This is a genomic window from Enterobacter cloacae complex sp. IR5458, assembly GCF_049238025.1.
Lineage (GTDB): Bacteria > Pseudomonadota > Gammaproteobacteria > Enterobacterales > Enterobacteriaceae > Enterobacter > Enterobacter kobei.
The window spans coordinates 115,345-139,359 of sequence record NZ_JBMKIF010000002.1 but is presented as its reverse complement, the minus strand read 5'-3'; the positions used below and the strand labels follow the sequence as shown (position 1 = coordinate 139,359).

General features: G+C 53.8%; 24 protein-coding genes. 9 read left to right on the top strand and 15 right to left on the bottom strand.

The genetic code is table 11. The annotated features are described in order from the left end of the window. Window positions 1-39: 39 nt before the first annotated feature. The 5 genes from ACOTYN_RS02105 (at window position 40) to lpp (ending at window position 4,902) form a co-directional block, all read left to right on the top strand. Complete coding sequence (locus ACOTYN_RS02105) at window positions 40-1,410, top strand: pyridoxal-phosphate dependent enzyme (RefSeq protein ID WP_071922302.1); 1,371 nt, start codon at window positions 40-42, stop codon at window positions 1,408-1,410. Between the two features lie 10 nt (window positions 1,411-1,420). Further along, a complete protein-coding gene (locus tag ACOTYN_RS02100; RefSeq protein WP_071922303.1) occupies window positions 1,421-2,566 on the top strand; it encodes a trans-sulfuration enzyme family protein in 1,146 nt (381 codons plus the stop codon). 175 nt (window positions 2,567-2,741) lie between these two features. Beyond that, window positions 2,742-2,936, top strand: a complete 195-nt coding sequence (locus tag ACOTYN_RS02095; protein ID WP_418251742.1) for a hypothetical protein — start codon at window positions 2,742-2,744, stop codon at window positions 2,934-2,936. A gap of 7 nt (window positions 2,937-2,943) precedes the next feature. Continuing rightward, on the top strand, window positions 2,944-4,356 hold the full coding sequence (gene pykF / locus ACOTYN_RS02090) for a pyruvate kinase PykF (protein WP_014883536.1): 1,413 nt from the start codon (window positions 2,944-2,946) through the stop codon (window positions 4,354-4,356). A 309-nt stretch (window positions 4,357-4,665) separates the two neighbouring features. Further along, entirely contained in the window at window positions 4,666-4,902 is a 237-nt protein-coding gene (gene lpp / locus ACOTYN_RS02085) for a murein lipoprotein Lpp (RefSeq protein WP_001082307.1), read from the top strand. A gap of 62 nt (window positions 4,903-4,964) precedes the next feature. Here lpp and ldtE read toward each other — a convergent pair whose 3' ends face one another. From ldtE to ACOTYN_RS02040, 9 genes are all read right to left on the bottom strand, one after another. Next, window positions 4,965-5,978: a L,D-transpeptidase LdtE gene (ldtE, locus tag ACOTYN_RS02080; protein WP_032636838.1), complete on the bottom strand. Its 1,014-nt coding sequence runs from the start codon at window positions 5,976-5,978 to the stop codon at window positions 4,965-4,967. A gap of 97 nt (window positions 5,979-6,075) precedes the next feature. Continuing rightward, complete coding sequence (gene sufE, locus ACOTYN_RS02075) at window positions 6,076-6,492, bottom strand: cysteine desulfuration protein SufE (RefSeq protein ID WP_014883534.1); 417 nt, start codon at window positions 6,490-6,492, stop codon at window positions 6,076-6,078. Between the two features lie 14 nt (window positions 6,493-6,506). Beyond that, window positions 6,507-7,727 (bottom strand): cysteine desulfurase SufS, encoded by a 1,221-nt coding sequence (gene sufS / locus ACOTYN_RS02070; RefSeq protein ID WP_059371956.1) that lies wholly within the window; start codon window positions 7,725-7,727, stop codon window positions 6,507-6,509. Further along, on the bottom strand, window positions 7,724-8,992 hold the full coding sequence (gene sufD / locus ACOTYN_RS02065; RefSeq protein ID WP_059371958.1) for a Fe-S cluster assembly protein SufD: 1,269 nt from the start codon (window positions 8,990-8,992) through the stop codon (window positions 7,724-7,726). Before sufD ends, sufS begins: the two co-directional genes overlap by 4 nt. Beyond that, on the bottom strand, window positions 8,967-9,713 hold the full coding sequence (sufC, locus tag ACOTYN_RS02060) for a Fe-S cluster assembly ATPase SufC (protein ID WP_032636843.1): 747 nt from the start codon (window positions 9,711-9,713) through the stop codon (window positions 8,967-8,969). The genes sufD and sufC overlap by 26 nt, the downstream gene beginning before the upstream one ends. A gap of 10 nt (window positions 9,714-9,723) precedes the next feature. Continuing rightward, window positions 9,724-11,214, bottom strand: a complete 1,491-nt coding sequence (sufB, locus tag ACOTYN_RS02055; RefSeq protein ID WP_014883530.1) for a Fe-S cluster assembly protein SufB — start codon at window positions 11,212-11,214, stop codon at window positions 9,724-9,726. An 8-nt stretch (window positions 11,215-11,222) separates the two neighbouring features. After that, window positions 11,223-11,591 carry a Fe-S cluster assembly scaffold SufA gene (sufA, locus tag ACOTYN_RS02050; protein WP_008500631.1) on the bottom strand — a complete coding sequence of 123 codons (369 nt, stop codon included), beginning with the start codon at window positions 11,589-11,591 and terminating at the stop codon, window positions 11,223-11,225. 315 nt (window positions 11,592-11,906) lie between these two features. Then, window positions 11,907-12,635, bottom strand: coding sequence for a MerR family transcriptional regulator (locus ACOTYN_RS02045; RefSeq protein ID WP_014883529.1), 729 nt, complete (start codon window positions 12,633-12,635; stop codon window positions 11,907-11,909). Between the two features lie 188 nt (window positions 12,636-12,823). Next, window positions 12,824-14,044 carry a diguanylate phosphodiesterase gene (locus tag ACOTYN_RS02040; RefSeq protein WP_014883528.1) on the bottom strand — a complete coding sequence of 407 codons (1,221 nt, stop codon included), beginning with the start codon at window positions 14,042-14,044 and terminating at the stop codon, window positions 12,824-12,826. 341 nt (window positions 14,045-14,385) lie between these two features. On the opposite strand from ACOTYN_RS02040, the gene ycgZ reads away from it, so the two are divergent. The 4 genes from ycgZ (at window position 14,386) to fdhF (ending at window position 17,590) form a co-directional block, all read left to right on the top strand. Further along, complete coding sequence (gene ycgZ / locus ACOTYN_RS02035) at window positions 14,386-14,625, top strand: regulatory protein YcgZ (protein ID WP_008500634.1); 240 nt, start codon at window positions 14,386-14,388, stop codon at window positions 14,623-14,625. Between the two features lie 4 nt (window positions 14,626-14,629). Beyond that, window positions 14,630-14,950, top strand: coding sequence for a hypothetical protein (locus tag ACOTYN_RS02030; RefSeq protein WP_071922304.1), 321 nt, complete (start codon window positions 14,630-14,632; stop codon window positions 14,948-14,950). Window positions 14,951-14,979: 29 nt separating this feature from the next. After that, window positions 14,980-15,258 carry a biofilm/acid-resistance regulator YmgB/AriR gene (locus tag ACOTYN_RS02025; RefSeq protein ID WP_014883526.1) on the top strand — a complete coding sequence of 93 codons (279 nt, stop codon included), beginning with the start codon at window positions 14,980-14,982 and terminating at the stop codon, window positions 15,256-15,258. A gap of 181 nt (window positions 15,259-15,439) precedes the next feature. Next, window positions 15,440-17,590: a formate dehydrogenase subunit alpha gene (gene fdhF, locus ACOTYN_RS02020; RefSeq protein WP_032636849.1), complete on the top strand. Its 2,151-nt coding sequence runs from the start codon at window positions 15,440-15,442 to the stop codon at window positions 17,588-17,590. Window positions 17,591-17,685: 95 nt separating this feature from the next. Here fdhF and ACOTYN_RS02015 read toward each other — a convergent pair whose 3' ends face one another. From ACOTYN_RS02015 to ACOTYN_RS01990, 6 genes are all read right to left on the bottom strand, one after another. Continuing rightward, window positions 17,686-18,327, bottom strand: coding sequence for a helix-turn-helix transcriptional regulator (locus ACOTYN_RS02015; protein ID WP_069601958.1), 642 nt, complete (start codon window positions 18,325-18,327; stop codon window positions 17,686-17,688). A gap of 1 nt (window position 18,328) precedes the next feature. Beyond that, window positions 18,329-18,841 carry a fimbrial protein gene (locus ACOTYN_RS02010; protein WP_023332796.1) on the bottom strand — a complete coding sequence of 171 codons (513 nt, stop codon included), beginning with the start codon at window positions 18,839-18,841 and terminating at the stop codon, window positions 18,329-18,331. Window positions 18,842-18,852: 11 nt separating this feature from the next. Further along, the gene (locus ACOTYN_RS02005; protein ID WP_071922307.1) at window positions 18,853-19,800 is read right to left on the bottom strand and encodes a fimbrial protein; all 948 of its coding nucleotides are present in this window, start codon (window positions 19,798-19,800) and stop codon (window positions 18,853-18,855) included. 11 nt (window positions 19,801-19,811) lie between these two features. Then, on the bottom strand, window positions 19,812-22,340 hold the full coding sequence (locus ACOTYN_RS02000; RefSeq protein ID WP_071922305.1) for a fimbria/pilus outer membrane usher protein: 2,529 nt from the start codon (window positions 22,338-22,340) through the stop codon (window positions 19,812-19,814). Window positions 22,341-22,385: 45 nt separating this feature from the next. Beyond that, window positions 22,386-23,063 carry a molecular chaperone gene (locus ACOTYN_RS01995; protein ID WP_332956372.1) on the bottom strand — a complete coding sequence of 226 codons (678 nt, stop codon included), beginning with the start codon at window positions 23,061-23,063 and terminating at the stop codon, window positions 22,386-22,388. 78 nt (window positions 23,064-23,141) lie between these two features. Beyond that, a complete protein-coding gene (locus tag ACOTYN_RS01990; RefSeq protein ID WP_071922308.1) occupies window positions 23,142-23,672 on the bottom strand; it encodes a fimbrial protein in 531 nt (176 codons plus the stop codon). Window positions 23,673-24,015: the final 343 nt, after the last annotated feature.

Here is a 24,015-nt window from a genome sequence, read left to right as displayed (position 1 = left end):
CCCTATCATCCCGTCATGACACCCAGAAAGGAAAACATCATGACGATCTACCACTCCGTCACCGAACTGATTGGCCGGACACCGCTGATCCAGCTGCACAAGCTTGATACCGGTCCCTGCTCGCTGTTTCTGAAGCTGGAGAACCAAAACCCCGGCGGCTCCATTAAAGATCGCGTGGCGTTATCGATGATTAACGACGCGGAGCGTACCGGCCAGCTACGGCCGGGTGGCACGATTATTGAAGCAACGGCGGGGAATACCGGCCTCGGGCTGGCGCTGATCGCCGCCCAGAAAGGCTATACGCTTATCCTGGTGGTGCCGGACAAAATGAGCCGCGAGAAGATTTTCCACCTGCGCGCGCTGGGTGCCCAGGTGATACTGACCCGTTCCGACGTCAACAAGGGGCATCCGGCCTATTACCAGGATTACGCCCAGCGCCTGGCCGATGATCTGCCCGGCGCGTTTTATATCGACCAGTTCAATAACGATGCCAACCCGCTGGCACATCGCACTACCACGGCACCGGAACTGTATGAGCAGCTTGACGGCAGAATTGACGCCATCGTGGTCGGCGTCGGCTCAGGCGGCACGCTGGGCGGCCTGCAGGCGTGGTTTTCAGAGCATTCTCCACATACGGAGTTTGTGCTGGCCGACCCGGCCGGGTCTGTGCTCGCCGATCAGGTCGAGACCGGTCGCTACCACGATGCGGGCGCCTGGCTGGTTGAGGGCATTGGCGAAGACTTTATTCCACCGCTGGCCCACATTGAAGGCGTGAACCGCGCGTGGCGCATTACCGACCGCGAAGCGTTTGCCACCGCGCGTGAACTGCTGAAAACGGAAGGCATTCTGGCGGGCTCCTCCAGCGGCACCCTGCTGGCGGCGGCGCTGAAATATTGCCAGGCGCAAACCACGCCGAAACGCGTGGTGACCTTCGCCTGCGACAGCGGCAATAAATATCTCTCGAAGATGTTCAACGACGACTGGATGCGCCAGCAGGGGCTCATCACGCGCCCTCAGGCAGGCGATCTCTCTGATTACATTGCCCTGCGCCACGATGAAGGCGCTACCGTCACCGCCGCACCGGATGACACGCTCTCCACCGTTCTGGCGCGCATGCGCCTGTACGACATCTCCCAACTGCCGGTACTGGAAAACGGTCAGGTCGTCGGCATTATCGACGAGTGGGATCTGTTGCGGCATATCGGCGGTGAAGCTGACCGCTTCGCCCTTCCCGTGACAGAGGCCATGACGCGTCAGGTGGAATTTCTCGATAAACGCGCCCCGGAAAGCGCCCTGCACGCCATCTTCGACCGCGGTCTGGTGGCCGTCATTAATGACAACGACCGTTTTCTCGGTTTGATTACGCGCAGCGACGTGCTGACCGCGTGGCGCAACCGTCTTCAGCCATAAGGAACAGATGATGAAAAACCTGGCAACCCTGAGCGTCCACAGCGGCGCGTTCAATGATCAGCATGGCGCCGTTATGCCGCCGATTTACGCCACCTCGACGTTTGCGCAACCCTCTCCCGGGGAGCATACCGGCTATGAGTATTCCCGCAGCGGCAATCCGACGCGCCATGCGCTCGAAACCGCCATCGCCGAACTGGAAGGCGGAACGCGCGGCTACGCCTTTGCATCCGGTCTTGCCGCCATCTCCACCGTGCTTGAACTGCTGGATAAAGACAGCCATATTGTCGCCATTGATGACGTCTACGGCGGCACATATCGCCTGATTGAAAATGTCCGCAAACGCAGCACCGGTCTGCAGGTCAGCTGGGTTAAGCCGGACGATCTAGCCGGGCTTGAGGCGGCCATTCGCCCGGACACCCGCATGATCTGGGTTGAAACACCCACCAACCCGCTGCTGAAGCTGGCGGATTTAGCGGCTATCGCTGACATCGCCCGTCGTCATAACGTTATCAGCGTGGCGGATAACACCTTCGCATCGCCGGTCATTCACCGTCCGCTGGCGTCGGGTTTCGACATCGTGGTGCACTCAGCAACCAAATACCTTAACGGCCACTCTGACGTGGTGGCCGGGCTGGCGGTGGTGGGTGATAATCCGGCGCTGGCGGACAGGCTTGGCTACCTGCAGAACGCGGTTGGCGGCGTACTGGACCCGTTTAGCAGCTTCCTGACCCTGCGCGGTATTCGTACCCTTTCGCTGCGCATAGAGAAACACAGCAGCAACGCGCTGGCGATTGCGCAATGGCTGGAACAGCATCCGCTGGTTGAACGGGTCTTTTATCCCGGACTGGAGTCGCACCCGCAATATCAGCTTGCACGCACGCAGATGGCGCTGCCCGGCGGGATGATTTCTGTCGTGGTGAAAGGTGATGCGCAACGCGCCACAGAGGTGATTCGCAACCTGACGTTGTTCACCCTTGCGGAAAGCCTGGGCGGCGTGGAGAGTCTGGTGAGCCAGCCTTACAGCATGACGCACGCCTCGATTCCGCTGGCGCAACGGCTGGCAAACGGTATTGTGCCACAGCTGATTCGCCTGTCGGTGGGGATTGAAGATCCTAAAGACCTCATCGCCGACCTCAGTGAGGCGCTGCAAAAATAAGCAAAATGCGGCAGGTCAATCACCTGCCGCGATAAGTTGTCATCATGGCTTAACGCGTTGATAACAATATTATGTAAAACGGCATTGATTATTTCTGAAACACCGTTTCCATTTTCCTTTTATCTTAAAATCAGCGTATAATGCGCGCCAAATCCCTGGTGAATGGTTTCAGCGCTTGGAATACAAAAAACAACGTACAACTTCTCCTCTCCTTCGTTGGGCTGTCACTCAGGCACACTTTCTTCTGCACGCTCATTTGATGTCTCCTATCCTTAGTGCGTGTCATATACTCTTTTGCAACACAGGTTTGACTCTGCGGCGGTGCGCCCCCGGAGCGAGATTTCCATATCCTTCCCAACTTAAAGACTAAGACTGTCATGAAAAAGACGAAAATTGTTTGTACTATCGGCCCGAAAACCGAATCCGAAGAGATGCTGAGCAAAATGCTGGACGCCGGCATGAACGTGATGCGTCTGAACTTCTCTCACGGTGACTATGCAGAACACGGTCAGCGTATCCAGAACTTGCGCAACGTGATGAGCAAAACCGGTAAAAAAGCGGCTATCCTGCTCGACACCAAAGGTCCGGAAATCCGTACCATCAAACTGGAAGGCGGCAACGACGTCTCTCTGAAAGCAGGCCAGACGTTCACCTTCACCACGGACAAATCCGTTGTGGGTAACAGCGAAATCGTTGCGGTCACCTATGAAGGCTTCACCAGCGATCTGTCCGTCGGTAACACCGTCCTGGTCGACGATGGTCTGATCGGTATGGAAGTGACCGCGATTGAAGGTAACAAGGTTATCTGTAAAGTGCTGAACAACGGCGACCTGGGCGAAAACAAAGGCGTTAACCTGCCGGGCGTTTCTATCGCGCTGCCAGCACTGGCTGAAAAAGACAAGCAAGACCTGATCTTCGGCTGCGAACAAGGCGTTGACTTCGTTGCAGCGTCCTTCATCCGTAAGCGTTCTGACGTGGTCGAAATTCGCGAGCACCTGAAAGCGCACGGCGGCGAGAAGATCCAGATCATCTCCAAAATCGAAAACCAGGAAGGCCTGAACAACTTCGACGAAATCCTCGAAGCGTCTGACGGCATCATGGTTGCACGTGGCGACCTGGGCGTTGAAATCCCGGTTGAAGAAGTGATCTTCGCGCAGAAGATGATGATCGAAAAATGTGTTCGCGCGCGTAAAGTGGTTATTACCGCTACGCAGATGCTGGACTCTATGATCAAAAACCCACGCCCAACCCGCGCTGAAGCAGGCGACGTGGCTAACGCCATCCTCGACGGTACCGATGCTGTTATGCTGTCCGGCGAATCCGCAAAAGGGAAATATCCTCTGGAAGCGGTTGGCATTATGGCGACCATCTGTGAACGTACTGACCGCGTGATGACCAGCCGTCTGGACTTCAATAACGACAGCCGCAAGCTGCGCATCACCGAAGCCGTTTGCCGCGGTGCGGTAGAAACTGCTGAGAAACTGGAAGCGCCACTGATTGTGGTTGCGACCCAGGGCGGTAAATCTGCGCGTGCAGTGCGTAAATACTTCCCGGATGCCACTATCCTGGCCCTGACCACCAACGAAACCACCGCGCGTCAGCTGGTGCTGAGCAAAGGCGTCGTTGCACACCTGGTTAAAGAGATTGCCTCTACTGACGATTTCTACATTCAGGGTAAAGCCATGGCTCTGGAAAGCGGTCTGGCACAGAAAGGCGACGTTGTGGTTATGGTTTCTGGTGCGCTGGTACCAAGCGGAACGACCAATACTGCATCCGTTCACGTGCTGTAATAATTCACGAACGAATTAATTTTGATAAAAAGCGCCCAATGGGCGCTTTTTTTATTCCAGTCATTAGCCAAACTCATTCAAAAAGCAAATCGGGTTTTTCTATTTAATTGCGAATTATCTAAGATGAATCCGATGAAAAATGCCTTTTTTTACATAGCTTTTTACTCAAAAAGGGCCGATTCGATGCTTCTTTGAGCGAACGATCAAAAATAGGCGTATTCCCATCAAAAAAATATTCTCAACCCAAAAAACTTTGTGTAATACTTGTAACGCTACATGGAGATTAACTCAATCTAGAGGGTATTAATAATGAATCGTACTAAACTGGTACTGGGCGCGGTAATCCTGGGTTCTACTCTGCTGGCTGGTTGCTCCAGCAACGCTAAAATCGATCAGCTGTCTTCTGACGTTCAGACTCTGAACGCTAAAGTTGACCAGCTGAGCAACGACGTGAACGCAATGCGTTCCGACGTTCAGGCTGCTAAAGACGACGCAGCTCGCGCTAACCAGCGTCTGGACAACCAGGCTACTAAATACCGTAAGTAATAGTACCTGTTAATAAAATGGCGCACATTGTGCGCCATTTTTTTTGCCTGCGTCATACGGCTCTACTGCGTCATCTTCTCCCCTGCCTCTTCCGCTACCGCCGCGGACACACGACTGTTCTGCACTGACAATACGCTGTTACTGGCCGACGGGCCGCTTCCCGCAGAAACCATAACCGGGATCCCCGCACGGCGCGCCAGGGCTTTATCGATCAGCGCCTTATCGCTTCCGGACTGTGAAACAAAGGTCGCAAAGTCGGCGGAGTGCGTAATGGGCGAAATCTGTGGGTTTTCACCTTCCACCTGCGCCAGCGGACGATGGACCTCAATATAGCGTTTACCATCCGGCTCAACCGCGAATTTCACTGGCTCATTGATGATTTGTACCCGAGTACCAACCCGTACCTGTTCGAACAGGGCTTTAATATCCGGGGCGTTCATTCGCATACAGCCGGAACTGACGCGCAAGCCAACGCTGTCTGGCGCACTGGTTCCGTGGATAAGATATTCCCCATTACCAATACCCAAACGCAGGGCATAGCGTCCCAGCGGGTTATTTGGCCCTGCGGGAACCACAGGAGGCAGTTTAATTCCCTGCGCCAGCGAACGGGCTCTGATACCGGCCGTCGGCGTCCAGGTTGGGTTCGGGATTTTTTGACTGACGCGGGTCGTGCTCACCGGTGTTTCCAGCCCCAGTTGCCCGATGCCAAGTGGGAAAACCTGGACAATGTTCTCTCCCGGCGGGAAATAGTAAAGCCGCAGCTCAGCGAGGTTCACAACAATACCCTCGCGCGGCGTGTCGGGTAGCAGCATCTGCGACGGGATCGTGATAACGGTTCCCGGTGCAGGGTTTACCGGCGCAATCGTATTGTTCGTTTCGAGGATCACCTGCGCCGCGGTATTAAACCGGCGGGCGATGGTCTGCAGCTTATTATCCCCTTCCTGTATGGTGTAGGTTTGATTTTGCCCAATCAGGCGACTGCCTGCGGGCGGCAACGGATAGTCCATCGCGCGGGCCGAATTAAGTGCACCGAGCGAACTGAGGAGTAATAGAGTTATGAGAGACGCGCGCTTCATGCTGAGATTCCTTATTCACTGGCAGAATGCCAGAAAGCTGAAAAACCAGCGAGGCGGGAACCACCTCGCGAAACAGAATGAATGCTGTTCTGTAAGTCTAGCTAAGGATTGCCGCTTTGGCGCGAATGGCGCGAATCATCGCTTCCAGTCCCTGGGAACGAGACGGGGTGAGGTGTTGGGTGAGGGCCATTTTTTCAAACCACGGGCGGACATCGAAGGCGACAATATCCTGCGCTGACATCTGGTGATAAAGAATAAAGACCACCGCAATCAGCCCTTTTACGATTGCCGCATCGCTGTCACCCTGCAGGGTTATCGTGCCATCGTCAGACTGCGCCATCACAATCCACACCTGGCTTTGACAGCCCTGAATACTGTTCTCCGGGGTATGCGCCTCTTCACTAAGCGGCGGCAGACGCTGCCCCAGCTCAATGATGTAGAGATATTTCTCTTCCCAGTTTGCGCAACGCCCAAAGTTGCGCAGCAATTTCTCTTTATCCGGCAGTTCTGCCATTGTTCGCCTCTTTGTCAGCCCAGCAACTGGTGAATGCGTTTTAGTCCCGCCACCAGCCTGTCGATCTCTTCCATTGTGTTATACATCACCAGCGATGCGCGGCACATTGCCGGAACCTGGTAAAAGGCCATGAGCGGCATGGCGCAGTGGTGCCCGGTGCGCACGGCCACGCCGTAATTGTCGAGGAAGCTGCCCACGTCATAGGCGTGGTGTTGTCCCAGATTAAAGGCAATCACACCCTGTCGGTCAGCCGGCCCGTACAAGGTCAGGTCCGGCACGCTGGCCAGCTCCTGCAGCGCGTAATGCATCAGCAGCTGTTCGTACTCCTGAATGGCATCAAGGGCGATTCCGGAAACGTAAGACACCGCCGCCCCCAGCCCGATGATCCCGCCGGTGTTGGGCGTGCCCGCCTCAAAACGCCACGGCGCACGGGCGTAGGTGGTCCCTTCCGAGAGGCTAACGGTAGCGATCATTGACCCGCCCCCCTCCCACGGCGGCATCGCCTGCAGGATGTCCTCTTTCACATACAGCACGCCGATGCCGGTTGGGCCATAAAGCTTGTGTCCAGAGAACACGTAGAAGTCGCAGTCCAGCGCCTGGACATCCACCGCGTGGTGCATTACCGCCTGTGCACCGTCAATCAGCACTTTCGCCCCGGCCTGATGGGCCTTATCGACAATCTCCGCAACCGGGTTTTCAGTACCCAGAACGTTAGAGACCTGGGTGACCGCCACGAGCCGCGTTTTATCGTCCAGCAAGGCGTCAAGCTGCTCAAGCTGTAACGTTCCGTCGAGGTTCAACGGGATGACGCGTAATTGCGCGCCAACGCGCTCACACAGCATTTGCCACGGTACGATATTAGCGTGGTGCTCCATCTGGGTAATGATGATGTTATCCCCGGCATGGACCTGAGCGTTACCCCAACTGTTAGCGACGAGGTTAATCCCCTCGGTGGTGCCGCGCACAAACACCAGCTCTTCCGGCGATCGCGCATTGAGGAAGGCAGCCACCTGCGTGCGCACGTTCTCCATGCGCTGGGTGGCTTCCGCGCTCAGGGTATGGATCCCCCGATGTACTGCTGCATAACCGTGGCGGTAGAACTCGGCTTCCGCATCCACCACCTGATTCGGTTTCTGCGCGCTGGCCGCGCTGTCGAGATAAGCCAGCGGCAGACCGTTCACTTCACGGGTCAGAACCGGGAAATCTGCCCGTACTTTCTCTACGGGAAAACTCATGCTTCGCCTCCGGGCAGACGCTGACCAATACGGGCCAACACCTGCTGCTTCAGTACGCCATCATGCAGCGCTTCCGTAAGCTCCGCCGCAAAGGCATAGATAATCATTTTCTGCGCCGCCTGCTGGTCGATACCGCGGGAACGCAGGTAGAACATCTGTTCGTCGTCGATCCGCCCGACCGTGGCGCCGTGGCTGCATTTTACGTCGTCGGCGTAAATCTCCAGCTGCGGCTTCGTGTCGACCTCCGCCAGGCGTCCCAGCAGGAGATTGTTGTTGGTCATCTGCCCGTCAGTCTTGATGGCGTGTTGCGCGACGTTAATCAGACCATTAAATACCGCGCGTCCTTTATCGCTGACGATGGTTTTGTGCAGCTGGCGGCTGTTGCAGTAACCTTTGTTGTGCTCAAGCCACGTGCGCGTATCGCACACTTCTGATTTGACCGGCATCGCCAGGCTGTTGATACGCAGCGTGGTATTTTCACCGTTAAGCTGGGTACTGGTGTTATGGCGCAGCACCGCACCGCCGAGCAGGAAGCTATGGCTGTACGCCGCGGCATCCGGTCCCAGCAGGATATCGTTATGCGCGAAGTGGTGGCTATGGGGGTTCTCAAACGCCAGCTTAATGTGGTGGAGCTGCGCATTGGCGGCAACGTTCATCGTCAGACGCGACCCGGTAAAGTGGCGGGTGTCATTGAGACTCACGTAATGCTCAATCACCGTCGCGTCGGCCCCTTCGGCCAGTTCAAGATGGTGGCGATAGTGGGCGGTGTTGATTTCATCGCCCTCTACGCCCTGGGTGATATGCATCAGAAGCAACGGCCTGGCCGGACGCTGGTTACGCTTAACCTGGATATGCGTCACGCTGCGGGCGAGGCTCTCGGTCAAATGCAGGAAAACCTCCGGCTGAACCGGGGCACCCAGACTCTGGCGTTCGTCGTTAATCACAATCCCGTAACCGCTCTCCCGGGTGTCATCGCTCAGTTCAGGGTGATAAACGCCGTCGACAAAGACCAGCCGTACCGCATCCACGGTCAACGCCAGGGCATCTCGTCGCTCCGGACCGATCGCCGCCGGACGCGCCACAAACTCGCCGCTCAGCAGGCCATCGAGCGGGGTATATTTCCAGTTTTCATGTTTACGCGTCGGCAGGCCGAGGCGCAGCATCTGCTGCAGGTGCTGCTGCGCCAGCTCAGAGCGATTCCCCTGCGCCTCAAACAGCCGGTGCCACTGCTGGAGTGCATTACTGCTGTTCGGTAAGCCAGCCATAACCCTGCTCCTCCAGTTGTTTAACCAGCGTGAAATCACCGGATTTCACAATGCGTCCCTGGTAAAGCACGTGGACGTAATCCGGCTTGATGTAGTCGAGAATACGCTGGTAGTGAGTGACGATAATGAACGAACGCTTGCCGTCACGCAGGGCGTTCACCCCGTCAGCGACAATCTTCAGGGCGTCGATATCCAGACCGGAGTCGGTCTCATCCAGAATGCACAGCTGTGGCTCCAGCACCGCCATCTGCAGAATATCGTTACGCTTTTTCTCGCCACCGGAAAAACCAACGTTGACCGAACGGGTCAGCAGGTCTTCCGGCATTTTCAGCAGTTTGATCTTCTCTTCCATCAGATCCTGGAAGTCGAAGCGATCCAGGGCTTCCAGTCCGCGGTACTTGCGCACCGCATTCAGCGCCGTCTGAAGGAAGAACTGGTTGCTGACGCCCGGAATTTCGACCGGATACTGGAAGGCCATGAAGATACCTTCACCCGCGCGATCTTCCGGCGACATCTCCAGCAGATCTTTGCCGTTAAATTCGACCGAGCCGTGCGTCACTTCGTAATCTTCACGTCCCGCCAGCGTCGCTGAAAGCGTACTTTTCCCGGAGCCGTTAGGCCCCATGATGGCGTGAACTTCACCCGGTTTGACGTCAAAATTGAGGCCACGCAGGATCGCTTTATCTTCCACGCTAACCTGTAAATCTTTAATACGTAACATGTGCTTTCCCTTAACCGACGCTGTGTTCAAGACTGATGGCGAGGAGTTTTTGTGCTTCAACGGCGAATTCCAGCGGCAGTTCAGAGAACACGTCCTTACAGAAGCCGTTCACAATCATCGAAATGGCATCTTCTTCACTGATCCCGCGCTGCAGGCAGTAGAAGAGCTGATCTTCCCCAATACGCGACGTCGTCGCCTCATGCTCCAGCTGTGCTGAATTATTACGGCACTCGACGTACGGGAAGGTATGCGCTCCGCAGTCGGCCCCGATAAGCATCGAGTCACACTGGGTGAAGTTACGGGCGTTGGTCGCCGTTGGCATGATTTTCACCAGCCCGCGATAGCTGTTCTGGCTGTGCCCGGCGGAGATCCCTTTCGAGATGATGGTTGATTTGGTGTTTTTACCGATGTGGATCATCTTGGTGCCGGTATCGGCCTGCTGATGACCGCTGGTCAGCGCCACAGAATAAAACTCACCGATGGAGTTATCCCCGCGCAGAATGCAGCTCGGGTACTTCCAGGTAATGGCTGAGCCGGTTTCCGACTGCGTCCAGGACATTTTGCTGTTTTCACCTTCACACAGCGCACGCTTGGTGACGAAGTTCAGGATCCCACCGGTATTGCCGTCGCCGGGGAACCAGTTCTGCACCGTTGAGTATTTGACCTCAGCGTCTTTGTGAATAATGACTTCAACGACCGCCGCGTGCAGCTGATAGCTGTCGCGTACCGGGGCGGAGCACCCTTCGATATAGCTGACGTAGCTGCCTTCATCCGCCACCAGAATAGTGCGTTCGAACTGGCCGGTTTTTTCGGCGTTAATGCGGAAATAGGTGGAGAGCTCCATCGGACAGCGCACGCCTTTCGGCACGTAGATAAAGGTCCCGTCCGACGCCACCGCAGCGTTGAGCGCGGCGAAGAAGTTATCGTTACTCGGTACCACGGTGCCGATGTACTTTTTCACCAGCTCGGGATGATCATGAATCGCTTCGCCAAAGGAGCAGAAAATAATCCCCTGCTCCGCCAGCTTTTCACGATAGGTGGTCGCCACCGAAACGGAGTCAAAAATAGCGTCTACGGCGACCTCTTTCCCCTCGCGCACGGGGACGCCGAGCTGATTGAACGCCTCTTCCACCTCTTTACTGAGGAAGCTGTTCTCCGCACCGGTCTGCTGTACTGCACCGGGCTGCGAAGCGCACGTATCATCGCAGCTGCCGCAGGATGGCGCAGAGTAATAGCTGTAATCCTGATAATTCAGCTTGTCATAATGGGCTTTCAGCCAGTGCGGTTCTTCCATCTCCAGCCAGGCACGGTAAGCGCTCAGGCGGAACTCCAGCATCCACTCGGGTTCGTTGCGTTTGGCCGAGATGGCGCGCACGACATCTTCGTTGATGCCTTTCGCCAGCTCATCGGTCTGCAGCTGCGTGAAGAACCCTTCTTTATAATTAAGGTGCCCGCCGCTCCAGGTATTTACATCACTCGTTGCTTCAGTATTACGAGACATAGTACCGCCTATACCCCAAAGCTTTCGCCGCAGCCGCATTCGTTCTGGGCTTTCGGGTTATGAAATTTGAATAACTGGTTTAAACCTTCCCGTACATAATCCACTTCCGTGCCGTCGATAAACGGCATGGCCTGCAGCGCGACGTACAGCTTCGCACCGTCGGTTTCAAAGACCAGATCATCTTTTTCGGGTTCGGTGACAGTATCCAGCACGTAGCCAAAGCCCGCGCAGCCGGTCTGCTTAACGCCTAAACGTACGCCGAGGATCTCGGGCTTTTTCGCCACCAGCTCGTGGATATGCGCTGCCGCCGCAGGCGTGAGCGTCAAACCGCGCCAGGCAAAATCGGCAGGATTGAAGGTTTCTGAATGCAGTTCCATAGGTCCACCTCATCTGATTAGCCATCAGGGCATAACACCATGTTAGTGATAACGATTATCACTTCAACCCTCTGTCAGCAGGGGCATTCGGCTAAACCGCCCTTTTTGTCTACTTTTATTAAGCATAGACCCTGTCTGAAGATGCGGGCGAGATGGATGTAATTGTTCAATACTTTGAAAAATAATGGCTTATTTAATCAGCGAGAAAGCGCAAAACGGGGACGTAAAATATGCATCGGAAATGCCTATTTTTAAGATAGCTTTTGCTCTGGAAAGGAGAAAAAACAAAAAAAAAGGCCGCAAGGCCTCAGATAATCAGTGGTGAAATGAAACGCTAAATCCCTGCTCACGCCAGTGATCGAGCTGTTCCTGTTGACGGGGCGTTGGCGATGTTCCCGTCCAGACGAAGATTTTTTGCCCGGGGAACAGTTCAGGACGCGGCGAATCAATGGGTTCCGCCAGCACGTCAATATGCCAGCCTTTCTGGGCTAAACGCGCGGCTTCAAGCCAAAGATGTGTACGGTCATCGCATTCCCAGCCAATCAGCAGTGCGTCTTTACCCGCTTTCTTGCGCGATTCCGCGAGGCTTGCAATCGCAAATTCAATCAGGACACCGTCAAACAGACTCGCCATATGGCGTACGGTGTTTTGATCCTGATTCATTCGCTGACGGACGGGTGAAATGATGTTATCGATCAGCGCATCCATCGCGTGATCGCGGCGGAATTCACCGATTTTGGCGCGCAGCTTTGCCGGGCTGGCATAACGCAGAACGGTCATCATCTCTTCCTGGAAAGAAGCCCAGTTACCCTGAGTCATCACTTCCTTATTTTCCAGCAAGGATTTTACTTTTCCGACCGAAACGCCGCTTTTCATCAGGCGCTTGATCTCTTCGATACGCAGGATATCTTCGTCGTCAAACTGACGATGACCCCCTTCGCTTCGCTGCGGCTTCAACAATCCATAACGGCGCTGCCAGGCACGCAGCGTAACGGGGTTGATACCGCATCGTTCGGCCACTTCGCCGATACTGTAATAGGCCATTAACTCCCTCACGCTCAGAACTTCCATACCTAACTACACCAACCTTATCAGATTGTACAAACCATTTGTAGAATTCAGACCTCATTTTGCACGGGTGAATGGCCTGCAAGGCCATCCAGCTGTTAATACATTGTTGTACAAATCTTGCCTGCCGTACAGTCAAGTCTGCAGGTTTTTGTACAGCTTCGTCAGAAATCGTATTTTTTCTCTGGCCATGCGATAGCCGGGATACCGCCGTGTCGGGGGCTGGCAAAAAGATGCCCCTGGAACTGAGAAATGCCCGCAGACTCGAGCCACATCCACTCTTCCGCCTTCTCCACGCCCACCGCGCAAAATTGTATTTCCAGTGAGGCACAGCATTTGATTATCGCCTGAATAATGGCCTGCCGTGGGCCACTTTTATGCACGTTCGCGACCAGATCGCGATTAATCTTAATTCTGTCCGGCTGGAATTGCGCCAGGAGCTGCAACCCGGCAAAACCGGCACCGAAGTGATCGATGGTTACGCTGATACCCGCACTTTTTAGCTGTCTGACCGAATGCGTAAACTCATCGAAACGGGAAATGGCTTCACTTTCGGTAAACTCCACCACAATTTGCTCCGGCACAAAGCCATTTGCATCAATAGCGGTGAGCAGAAAGTCCACGGCATTGGGCACGTTGACCAGCGTCATAGGCAGCAGGTTGATGGATAAAGTCTGATCCTGTAACCCCAGCGCGCTGGCCATGGAGAGAGCCACCTGTTTGCTTTGCAAATCAGAAGCATGCACTTCTTCACGCGTGCGATTGGCGAAATACGCTCCCGGTGAGTCACCGGATGGAGTGCGCAGAAGCGCTTCCCAGGAGACAACCTGCTGCATGAAAGGATCGACGATAGGCTGAAACGCAAAGCTACAGTCCGCCCCTTTTGCCACGACTTCAGGCTGCGCAGATAAGCGCGTTTCTTCCGGGACGAAATCCCAGGAATCCGCAGGCGGCAGCTCAAAATAGTTGGCTTTCTCTGTGGCCTCGACAAAGGTGCGGAAAAACTGCAGCGCACGGTCGTTGTAGGTCAACTGGTAGCGGGTTGTGCCTTTATCAAGCACCTGCTGGAGCACCTCTTCCCTGTCGTACTGGCGCAAATCAAAGAGTTCCATACCCGCTTTACCGAAACGCCGTGAAGGCCCGTGATCGCGCATCAGCTCGACCACATTATGGTGGCGCGTATCAGAGCAGATCTGTTCGTAGATGGACGTTACGTTTTCCGCAGGCCCTTCAAGCAATTGAAAAAAATGTGTGCCGTTGAACAGCAAGATCCCCGTGACGCTGGATTGCCGGTTTTTACTATTTGCAGCAGCGACCATATTTTCCAGCGCTTTCACTGGCACGTCCTCGCAGATGTGACTGCGGTAAATGATGGTTGTAAGCATGCGAGTCCTGGGGGGTTAGGGTTTGACCACAAAAACATGTGGGGAGACTTCTTTTTATAGCACATTAATTGCCTGACAAATAATTTACATCTCAATCATTTACGACCGTTAATGGTGCATTTATGGGGCGCTGTACAACTTAACAGTGGCTCGTCAATTTGTACAATATATTCTGTAACGTTACCGTTTCATGAACAACACACAACAAATTGAAAAATATAAAATTTATAAAATATATCCTGATTTTATTAAAAATCTGTACATTTTTTATGTACAGATTTGGAAATTGTGTATACCTTAAATGTAACGTTACTGATTACAAAATTTTACAGGAGCGAAACATGCAGCAGAAAGGTTACGTCGCAGATTCCGCAGCAGCGATCGCACAGTACTTCGAAAAAGCCGCGCTTCCCACTCAACAGGAAACGCTGGGACAAGTTGTGGTTGAAATCCTGAGCGACGGGCGAAACCTTAATCGCAAATCGCTCTGTACCAAGCTGTTAAGCCGCCTCGAAAAAGCCGATGGCCCTGAAGAGGAAGAGCACTATCACATGCTGCTTGGTCTGCTCTTCGAACGGTAAGGTTATGAATAGCAGTGACGCAGATAAGCTGACTGACCAGTTGATTGGGGAAGCCGTTCTTTCTCTGTTGAAAGAGCACGGCCCGATCACCACTGAGGCTCTTGTACAGCGTCTGCGGGATATGAAAGTACATGAAAAGGATCCCCGGCGGCGGGAGACACTGGCGAAGGTGATTGCCGAACTCGGCTCAAACAGCTTCCCATTAAAACGTCGCAGAACCGCGCAAGGACGAATAACAAGAGAGGGACCTCTCAATGATAACCGAGACAATGTAGTGCCGTTATTTGGAAATGGAAAACCGTCCGATCCCAAAAAAATACATTGACTGCAATTTAACAGCTACGGTGAGAACAAATGAGACAAAATATTCAGCTTCAACCCGAATACCATTCTGCTTTTTTAGAAAGCGCGCTGTCGGAGTATTTCCGTCACGCAGGCGATCGTTTTGCTGAAGAGTCCGCTGTTTTTTCTACTGCAGTACGCTGTGTTCTGGCTTCCGAAGGCCATCTGTCAAATAAAGCCATCATTCTGTGGCTCATCCAGACGCTGGAAGCCACCCATGATGTTGTTCAGGCGGATGTTATTCGTAAGACGCTTGAAATCGTCGTGGGTTACACCATGGACGACCTTTAATTCCCAGCCGCTGCTCTCGTGTCATCGTCAAAACTGACGAACATTTGACGATGACACGCCCCCGCCCTCATAACACCCTGTAAAACAAGCACTTTAAATATGGCATGGTTTCTGCTTAATCCCTTTTACGGGACTGGGCTTACCAGTCATTTTGCTTCATTTCTTAACAGGTCTGTTATTGATGAAAAAAATCGCCAGCGTCTGCCCTTACTGTGGTGCAGGCTGCAAATTAAACCTTGTTGTTGAAAATAACCGTATCCTCCGCGCCGAAGCGGCAGAGGGGGTCACAAACCAGGGGACCTTGTGCCTGAAAGGATTTTACGGCTGGGACTTCCTCAACGACACCCGTCTGCTCACTCCCCGCCTGACCCAACCGATGATCCGTTATCGTAAGGGAGAGGCATTCACCCCCGTGACCTGGGAAGAGGCTATCCGCTACACCGCCCACAAGCTCAGCAGTATCAAAGCGCAATTCGGTCCGCGCGCGATCATGACCACCGGTTCATCACGCGGCACCGGTAATGAAACCAACTACGTGATGCAAAAATTTGCCCGTGCGGTGTTGAACACGAACAACGTAGACTGCTGCGCGCGCGTTTGTCACGGCCCTTCCGTGGCCGGTTTACAGGAGACACTTGGCAACGGCGCAATGAGTAATTCAATCAACGATATTGAAAACTCAAAATGTCTGCTGGTATTTGGCTACAACTGCGCAGACTCCCACCCTATCGTCGCCCGTCGCGTGCTGAAAGCCCGGGAAAACGGTGCAAAAATCATCGTCTGCGATCCGCGCCGCATCGAAACGGCACGCATTGCCGACCAGCATCTGCAGTTGAAAAACGGCAGTAACATGGCGCTGGTCAACGCTTTTGGCTATGTGCTGCTGGAAGAGGAGCTGTACGACAAAAACTACGTCGCACGCTTTACTGAAGGGCTTGAAGCCTATCGGCAGACGGTCAAAGAGTATGCCCCAGAGCGGGTTGAACACCTCACCGGCATTCCCGCCAGTGATGTTCGTCAGGCAATGCGTACGTTCGCGGCGGCCCCTTCCGCCACCGTGATGTGGGGAATGGGCGTGACCCAGTTTGGTCAGGCTGTGGATGTGGTTAAAGGACTTTCCAGCCTGGCGTTGCTGACCGGCAACCTCGGCCGTCCTGCCGTCGGCGTCGGTCCCGTGCGTGGACAAAACAATGTTCAGGGTGCCTGTGACATGGGCGTGCTGCCGAATATGTTCCCCGGCTATCAGGATGTGACCGATCCCGCCGTCAGACAGAAGTTCGCCGATGCCTGGGGAATTGACGTCAACAAAATGGACGATCGCGTCGGGACGCGCATTACCGAAGTGCCTCACCTGGCGCTGGAAGGCAAGGTTAAAGCCTATTACATCATGGGGGAAGATCCGCTCCAGACGGAAGCCGATCTCGGCCTGGTCCGCAGCGGTTTTGACGCTCTCGATTTTGTCGTGGTTCAGGACATCTTTATGACCAAAACGGCGGAAGTGGCTGACGTGCTGCTCCCTGCCACCTCCTGGGGGGAACACGGCGGCGTCTTTACCTGTGCCGACCGGGGGTTCCAGCGTTTTGGCCAGGCCATTCAGGCCAGCGGCAACGTTAAGCGTGACTGGGAGATCATCAGCCTGCTCGCCACCGAAATGGGCTATCCGATGCACTACGACGATAACCAGCAGATCTGGGACGAGATGCGCGCGTTGTGCCCTCTTTTCTATGGCGTGACCTATGAAAAAATGGGCGAAATGGGCCACGTGCAGTGGCCGTGCCCGACGCTGGATCATCCGGGAACGCCATACCTGTACAAAGACAATCAGTTCGACACCCCAACCGGCAAGGGGCAGCTCTTTGCTGCACCGTGGCGCGCACCGGCAGAAACCCCTGATGATGACTACCCTCTTGTGCTCTGCACGGTGCGTGAAGTGGGACATTATTCCTGCCGATCAATGACCGGGAACTGCGCCGCGCTGCAAAGCCTGGCCGACGAACCTGGCCGGGTACAGATGCATCCAGCCGATGCGGATAAGCTGGGCATCCGTGACGGCCAACTGGTGTGGGTTCGTTCACGCAGGGGCAAGGTCATCACCCGCGCCAGCATCAGTGAGCGTATCAACGCCGGTGCGGTCTATATGACCTACCAGTGGTGGATTGGCGCCTGCAACGAGTTAACGCAGGACAACCTTGACCCTGTCTCTAAAACGCCGGAAACCAAGTACTGCGCGGTAACGCTGGAAGCCATTGAGGACCAGCGCTGGGCGGAGGATTTTGCGGCGTCGTCTTACCAGACGATGAAAACGCGGTTGATTAATGCCGTGAACGTGTAAGGAAAAAGAGGCTTAACGGTTTTGTAATTTGTAGAATCAGGGGCGCGATAATGAATGACACTATTGCGCCCCTGGTATGTTATTGGGAATACTGGTTAACCATGATGGTGAGTCAGATAGTCTCGCAACCGGTTTCCAGGGGTATTCTTCTCCACCATCCTGTGAATCAAAGCCACCAGCTCAAAATCACTGCGCAGGTTGAATTTTTGCATCAGCAAATATTTATGGGTAAAAATAGTTTTATCACTTGTTTTAAGCTTATTCGCGATCTGCCCTACCGATAATCCTTTGTAAAAACTTACCATAACGCGAATTTGCTGTGGCGATAATATTTTATGCTGGCATTCGCTGCAGCTTCTCTTCCTCCAGTGAAAACTTGAGAGCTGTGTGCGGTACCATGCGATAAACAGCGCCTCGGTGATCCTGTCCAGCGACGCGCGGCGCGAGATAAAAATCATATCCTGAAAACAGGACGGATATGTCGAGAAACGGTGTTCATCATCCACCAGCCCAACCACAATTCCTTTTTTCCGCGCCTGTAATTCGGGATAACAGGTCAGGGTTTCCCCCTGACATAAAGAGAGAAAAATAATATCGGCGGCACTGACATTTTCATGAGAAAGTTCGCCGTCAAAGTGAAGCAGATGTTTGAAATTATGAAAGAAGAAATCCTCAAGAAAACACTGCAATCCCGCTCTGAAAAATGCGTCGGTCTCTTTAATCACAATATTCAGCATATCAGTTGTACTGCATCGTCATGACCACGACGGCACTGATGCTCCCCGGCGTCGCACCGCCGGTGAAGGATCTGACCGATGCCAGCATGGCTATCGTTGCCGTTCTGTCTGCTGAAACAGGTTGAGTGAGGCTTGCACCCGTTCCTTTCAGCACGCCTGTCGCGGCCTCACTCATCGCAATCGCAACGTGCGTGGCCGAACCGCTGTTCATGTAATAATCCGCTCCCGCATCCGGATCGGGAGTGCCGGTAAAGGAGACCGTCACGCTGCGCGTCCCCGTCGGGCACTGGGTAAATAACAGGTTAAAGGGCACAGGATCGGATGAAGATCCCGGCGTAGCCATATTTGATGCCTGTATATTGCCAAGATTAATATTCAGACTGGCATTCCCTCCATTGAATATACACGGAGCGGCAATAATATTGCCGGTAACGCTGACATTAACGCTGTCCGCCGCAAAGATATTGCTGCTTATTACTGTGGCGGCGAGCGCGGCCGTGCGCAAAATATTCATCGCTTTATCCATCACTGATACGTCAAATTTAAGGTCGCAGAGGCATTGGCCGTGCCGGGCTCAACCGTCGTTTTTGTCTGGTAATAACGCGCCGTTAACGGAAATGTCTGCTGACCGCCCGCGGCAACGGTTAACGGCAGGCGCGTATTTAACGCCAGCGGCGTGCCGTTATAGAGCAACTGAACGCCAACCCCTTTCGCCGTGCCGGTATTCTCTTGCCCCGTAAGTGCCAGCACGCTCGTCGTCGCAACGTCCGGGTTCTGAATACCGCTGATCGAAACATTCACGTTGGCGCCAGGATCGCAGTTAAGTCCAAGATTTTGCGTATTCCGGGCGCCCGCCGGTGTGGTGCCCACCGTCGAGCCAAACGTCGCCGCAGAAATATCGCCGATAGGGAACGTCAGCTGCGGGGTGGTGATGCTGCAGGCCAGCACGTTAACCGTTCCCCCCAGCAGCGTGGTCGTCAGAGCATCACGGTAAATGCCATCGCTCCCCTGCAGCATCACCACGCCCAGTACTCCCGGCGTGAGTGAACCTGACGCGACCGGTCCGGTCACGATAAGTTCTATTTTACCGCCCCACCATTCGACATAGCTGGCCTGCGCGGTATAGGAAAAGGTATTGGTCGGATTTTCAAAATACCCCCCTGATGAAAAGCGAATACCAATTCCACTCACGTTTGTGTCATAGACGTGATTTCCGAAAGCGCTCTGGGTTGCATTCAGATATCGCATGCTAAATCCCAGCATTACCGGACTCGTGCATCCCGTTAAATAGGCGCTGGTGATTGTCGCATTACGCGAAAATAAAACGGTACCAACGGCCACATCGCGCTGCACCGTAATGGTGCCGATGGACAACGTAGATTCCTGGGGCGTAATCGTCGTGCAGGTGCCTGCATGGGCACTGCTCCAGCCTGCTGCGATACACAGCAGACATATCATCGTAATTAAGCGCATTTTAAAAAACCCTAAAGACAAGTGACGTTGAGTTCGGTAATTCCGCCTGCCGATGATGGCGGAGGGAGGACGAACGGTGCGCGGCATTGCCGGTCGCTTTCCGTACCCCAGGTAACAACGACCGTTCCCCGCGCATCCAGACCGGTGAGATAGACCTGTCCTTTATCGCCAACGATAACGCTGCTGTTATCGACACCGTTCAGGCTCGCCATTGCACCGAAGGGAACAAAATGGCCGTTATGCGTTAAGTTAAACAACACCCGGCGCCCCACCTTCGCCTGATAATCAGCCACCACGATCGCGCCACGCGTCGGGGTCACTGTGCGGGTATTAATCTCCAGCTCAACATCATCCGGCATACTTTCCGGAGCAAGGGCGATCTCATTTTTACGGTAAACGGAGAGATTACTGACCACCGTATAGCCCCGGTAATCCGTTTTGACTCCCGCCTGATTACGGATATCAACATCGTGCGCACCCGGGGCGCTAACCAGCACATTGGTCTCACCGAGAGGCTGTGAGAAGGTGATCCCTTCCCGGTGAGCGAGAACGCCTCCCTGCAGGCCATAGTTAAGGCGCTCGCTGTTTTTGTCGTAGCTGTAGCCCGCCGTCAGTTCAGCGTAGGTTCCTTTATAATCACCATTCAGGTTGCCCGTGTAGCCCACGCCATCCGACCCGTACCCCTGCTGCACGTTCCAGTTCAGCGCATGGTTTTCCAGCGCCACCCCGTTCAGACCAATGTTGTGTGTGGTGCCGTTATGCTGACTGGCGCTCACGCCATAGTTAGCCCAGGTTTGCGGCAAAAATTTCTCAAGGGGAATACTGACGTTGAAAGCCACGAGCCGATCGCTGTCGTATCGTTTATTACCATCATAAGAACCCGCACTGCCGTTTTTACTGTAAGTCCAGGTCAGTCCGTAACTGATGTTGTGCCAGTAGTTGTTGTAACCCAGGCTGTATGACGCCATCGTTTTACCCGAATTCCAGTAGTCTTCACGGGCCGCGCTCAGGGTCAGCGAACCCAGATTGCTGCCCAACGTCTGGCTCATCGTCAGTTCGGCCCGGTTGCGAAGCCGGTCCTGAAGCGCAGCGCTGTCACCCCAGGAATCGAGGATCTCCTGCATGCCGTAGTAACCGCGGGTCGAGTAGCGGTAGCCTGCAATCGAAAACTGGGTTCCGGTTCCCACAAAGTTCTTGCTGTAACGCGCGCGCCAGGATTGCCCGTTGGATTTTTTGCCGTCCTGCGGGGTGGACCAGGCCTGGGTCACGTCCGCAGAAATCGCACCCAAATCGCCCATGTTTTTCCCGAGCCCGGCTGCGACAGACTGGTATTTGCTCGACGCCTGCAACCCACCGTAGAGCGTGACGCCCCGCGAAAGACCATAGATCCCGGTGATTTGCCCAAACGGCGTCTTATCAACGTTATGGTTATAAGAGCGGTACTGGCCCCCGGTCAGCGCATATTTCAGGCGCCCCTCGCGTTGTAATACCGGCAACGAGGCATACGGTAGAGTGAAATGTTGCTCACTGCCGTCAGCTTCCTTAATGGTGACATCCAGATCGCCCGCGCCGCCCGTGGGGTACATATCCGTAATTTCAAATGCACCAGGCGCAACATAGGTCTGATAAATCTGATAGCCATTTTGCCGCACCACCACCTGGGCATTGGTCCGCGCGATACCGCGAACCACGGGTGCATAGCCTTTCAGCGAATCCGGCAGCATGTCGTCGTCGGAAGCCAGTTGTCCGCCGCGAAACGGCATACTGTCGAACACGTCTGCGGGCGCGGCGCTATCGCCCAGGGTGAGCTGTGCGTTGAGCGGGATAATGGCCCGCTGTGCGTAGGTGTAGACGGTATCCCACGTGTCCTGGCCCGTCTCATCCCGCGACCAGGTGGTGTAGTTGCGCAGCCGCCACGGCCCAACGTTAATGCCCGGGCGTAAGTTGGCGTATTGACTGTTACTGTTCTTATTGCCGGCCTGTTTTGCCCGGCTGTTCGCCCCGCTCAGGCTGTAGTTGAGCATCGCGGCGGTGATCCCTTCATCCCATTGTTCCGGCGAAACATACCCTCGTGCAGGCAGATCGATCGCGGCCTGAGGAATACTGATGACCAGCCGCTGCGCGCCGAACTGAAAATCGGTACTGGCATGCGGGATTGCCTGCAGGTTGACACAGGATGTCGTTTCGCTCGTCAGGCCGGGGAACAGTGCGGTTTTGACGCCCCAGCTTTTTAGCTGTGCAATACTCAGGCAAGGCCGCAGGCTGTCATTTCCCTTCTCATCGTTTCCTGCAATAAAATCAATATCCCCCGTCTCAATAAGCTGGTCGTCAAGAATGATATCAACATGGTATTTCCCTGGTGCCTGCGAACCGGATTCAAACGCAGATAAATCGGCTTTTGCCATCCCGGGATTATCCAGCTCCACCAGCTCGGCGTTAAAGGTTTCCCGGGCATGCGCCACAGATACAGCATGCGTCAGCGCGAAGGTGATATAAACAGCCAGACGCGCGGGTTGCATTTTTATATTTTTCGTTGCCATCATCATAAACCTGACCCACTAATGAGAGCGCCCGTTTTTCAACTATTAAAAACTGGCCTGGTGTCTTATTCCCGGGCTGCCATAATCGTTAATCACGCTGAACTGAATCTGATTGCCAGAAATGCCGGGCGGTAAGCTAAATGCAGCCACTGCGCCCGGCGCCACCCAGGAGGCCTCCTCCAGTTTTTTACCCCCGACGTTTATGTCATTAAAGTTAATGACATAGGGTGTAGGATTAGAGACCTGAATTTTATTTCCGCTGCGGTACCAGGCTAATTTATTTACCTGATCCTCCGGCGTTGACGCCTTCAGCTTTTCCGGACGATAAATAAGCTTGATGCGTGTCTTCACGGCAATCTGCAATGAATTAGCCTGTTTCGTGGCTGACGGTATCGCTTTAATGTTCAGCCAGAACAGACTTTCCTTATCTTGCGGCAACGAGCCGGTGAGCAAAATACGTTCAATATTCTGCTGACCACCGTTAAGCCTGTAGAGCGGTGGGGTGATGATAAAAGGCGCTTTATTAGCATTACCTTCTGGCATCTCAATCCAGGACTGGATTAAGTAAGGGGCTTCATCCGCATTATTGATGCTGATGGAGGCTTCTTTTTTTCCACCATCAAAAATAACGCGGGTACCGCCAATAATAACCCCGGCAGAAGCCTGTGACAGCGACGCCATAATAACAGCCGCGCTCAGCAGGGCTTTGCTAATAACATTCATTTTGAACCTCTTGATACAAGGGGGCAATGACTGCCCCCACACAACACCTTGCGGAGCGGACTTTTTGCTGCTGAGTAATTAGTTATAAACAACAGAGAAGTTAGCGACGGAGTTTGCAGGACCGGATGTTACCGCTGCTGCCGTTGAAATATACTGCGCATAGAAATCCAACGTATTGTCAGCACTGCTGCTTAACGAATAGTTGTAGCTATTGCTGCTATGCAGCGGCAGGTCGACTTTATCAGCAGTCATCAAATTGATGGCAACCCCGGTTGCGGCACCGGCGACGGACGTATCAATCGCCAGCAGATCCGTATTGGTCATATCGGGCGTGCCGTCAAAACGGACTTTGGCACTGGTCACGGTTACCGGGCAATTCTTCAGAATAATATTGAATTTCGTTGCCGCCGTTCTTGAACCGGTGGTTGGAAATTCTGTTTTATAATAATCACCTAATACCACCACCTGGTTTTGAGAGGCCACCGCAACATCGCAGGCTGAATCCAGGATGTTGCCATTAAAGTTTACGGTGCCCGCAGCCGCAAAGGCATTGCCCATCATTAAGGCGGAACCTGCCGCTACCATTGCTAAAATAATATTCTTTTTCATAATCATCATGTTCCTGTTTACTGGATAACTTTATTTATTATTGAAATTCACGTAGCAGAAAGCCGATAAAAGAACCAGTTAACATTCTTTTATTTCCCAATCGATGGCATAAGGTCTTTCTGACTGACTGGATAAAATTTATATAATCATTTTCCTGAAAACAACTTTTTGATGGTCTAGCTGTAGACTGTGATTTAACGAAAAAACAACATTTATCACAGCAGAAAATTATCGAATAGTGAGCGAGTCTAATTGTAGACCCGACACACTTTCTCCTGTGATTCAGAACGTTAGACTCCTGAGATCCCCCGGTCTACTTTTAGACCTGCGGGGAATATTCCCT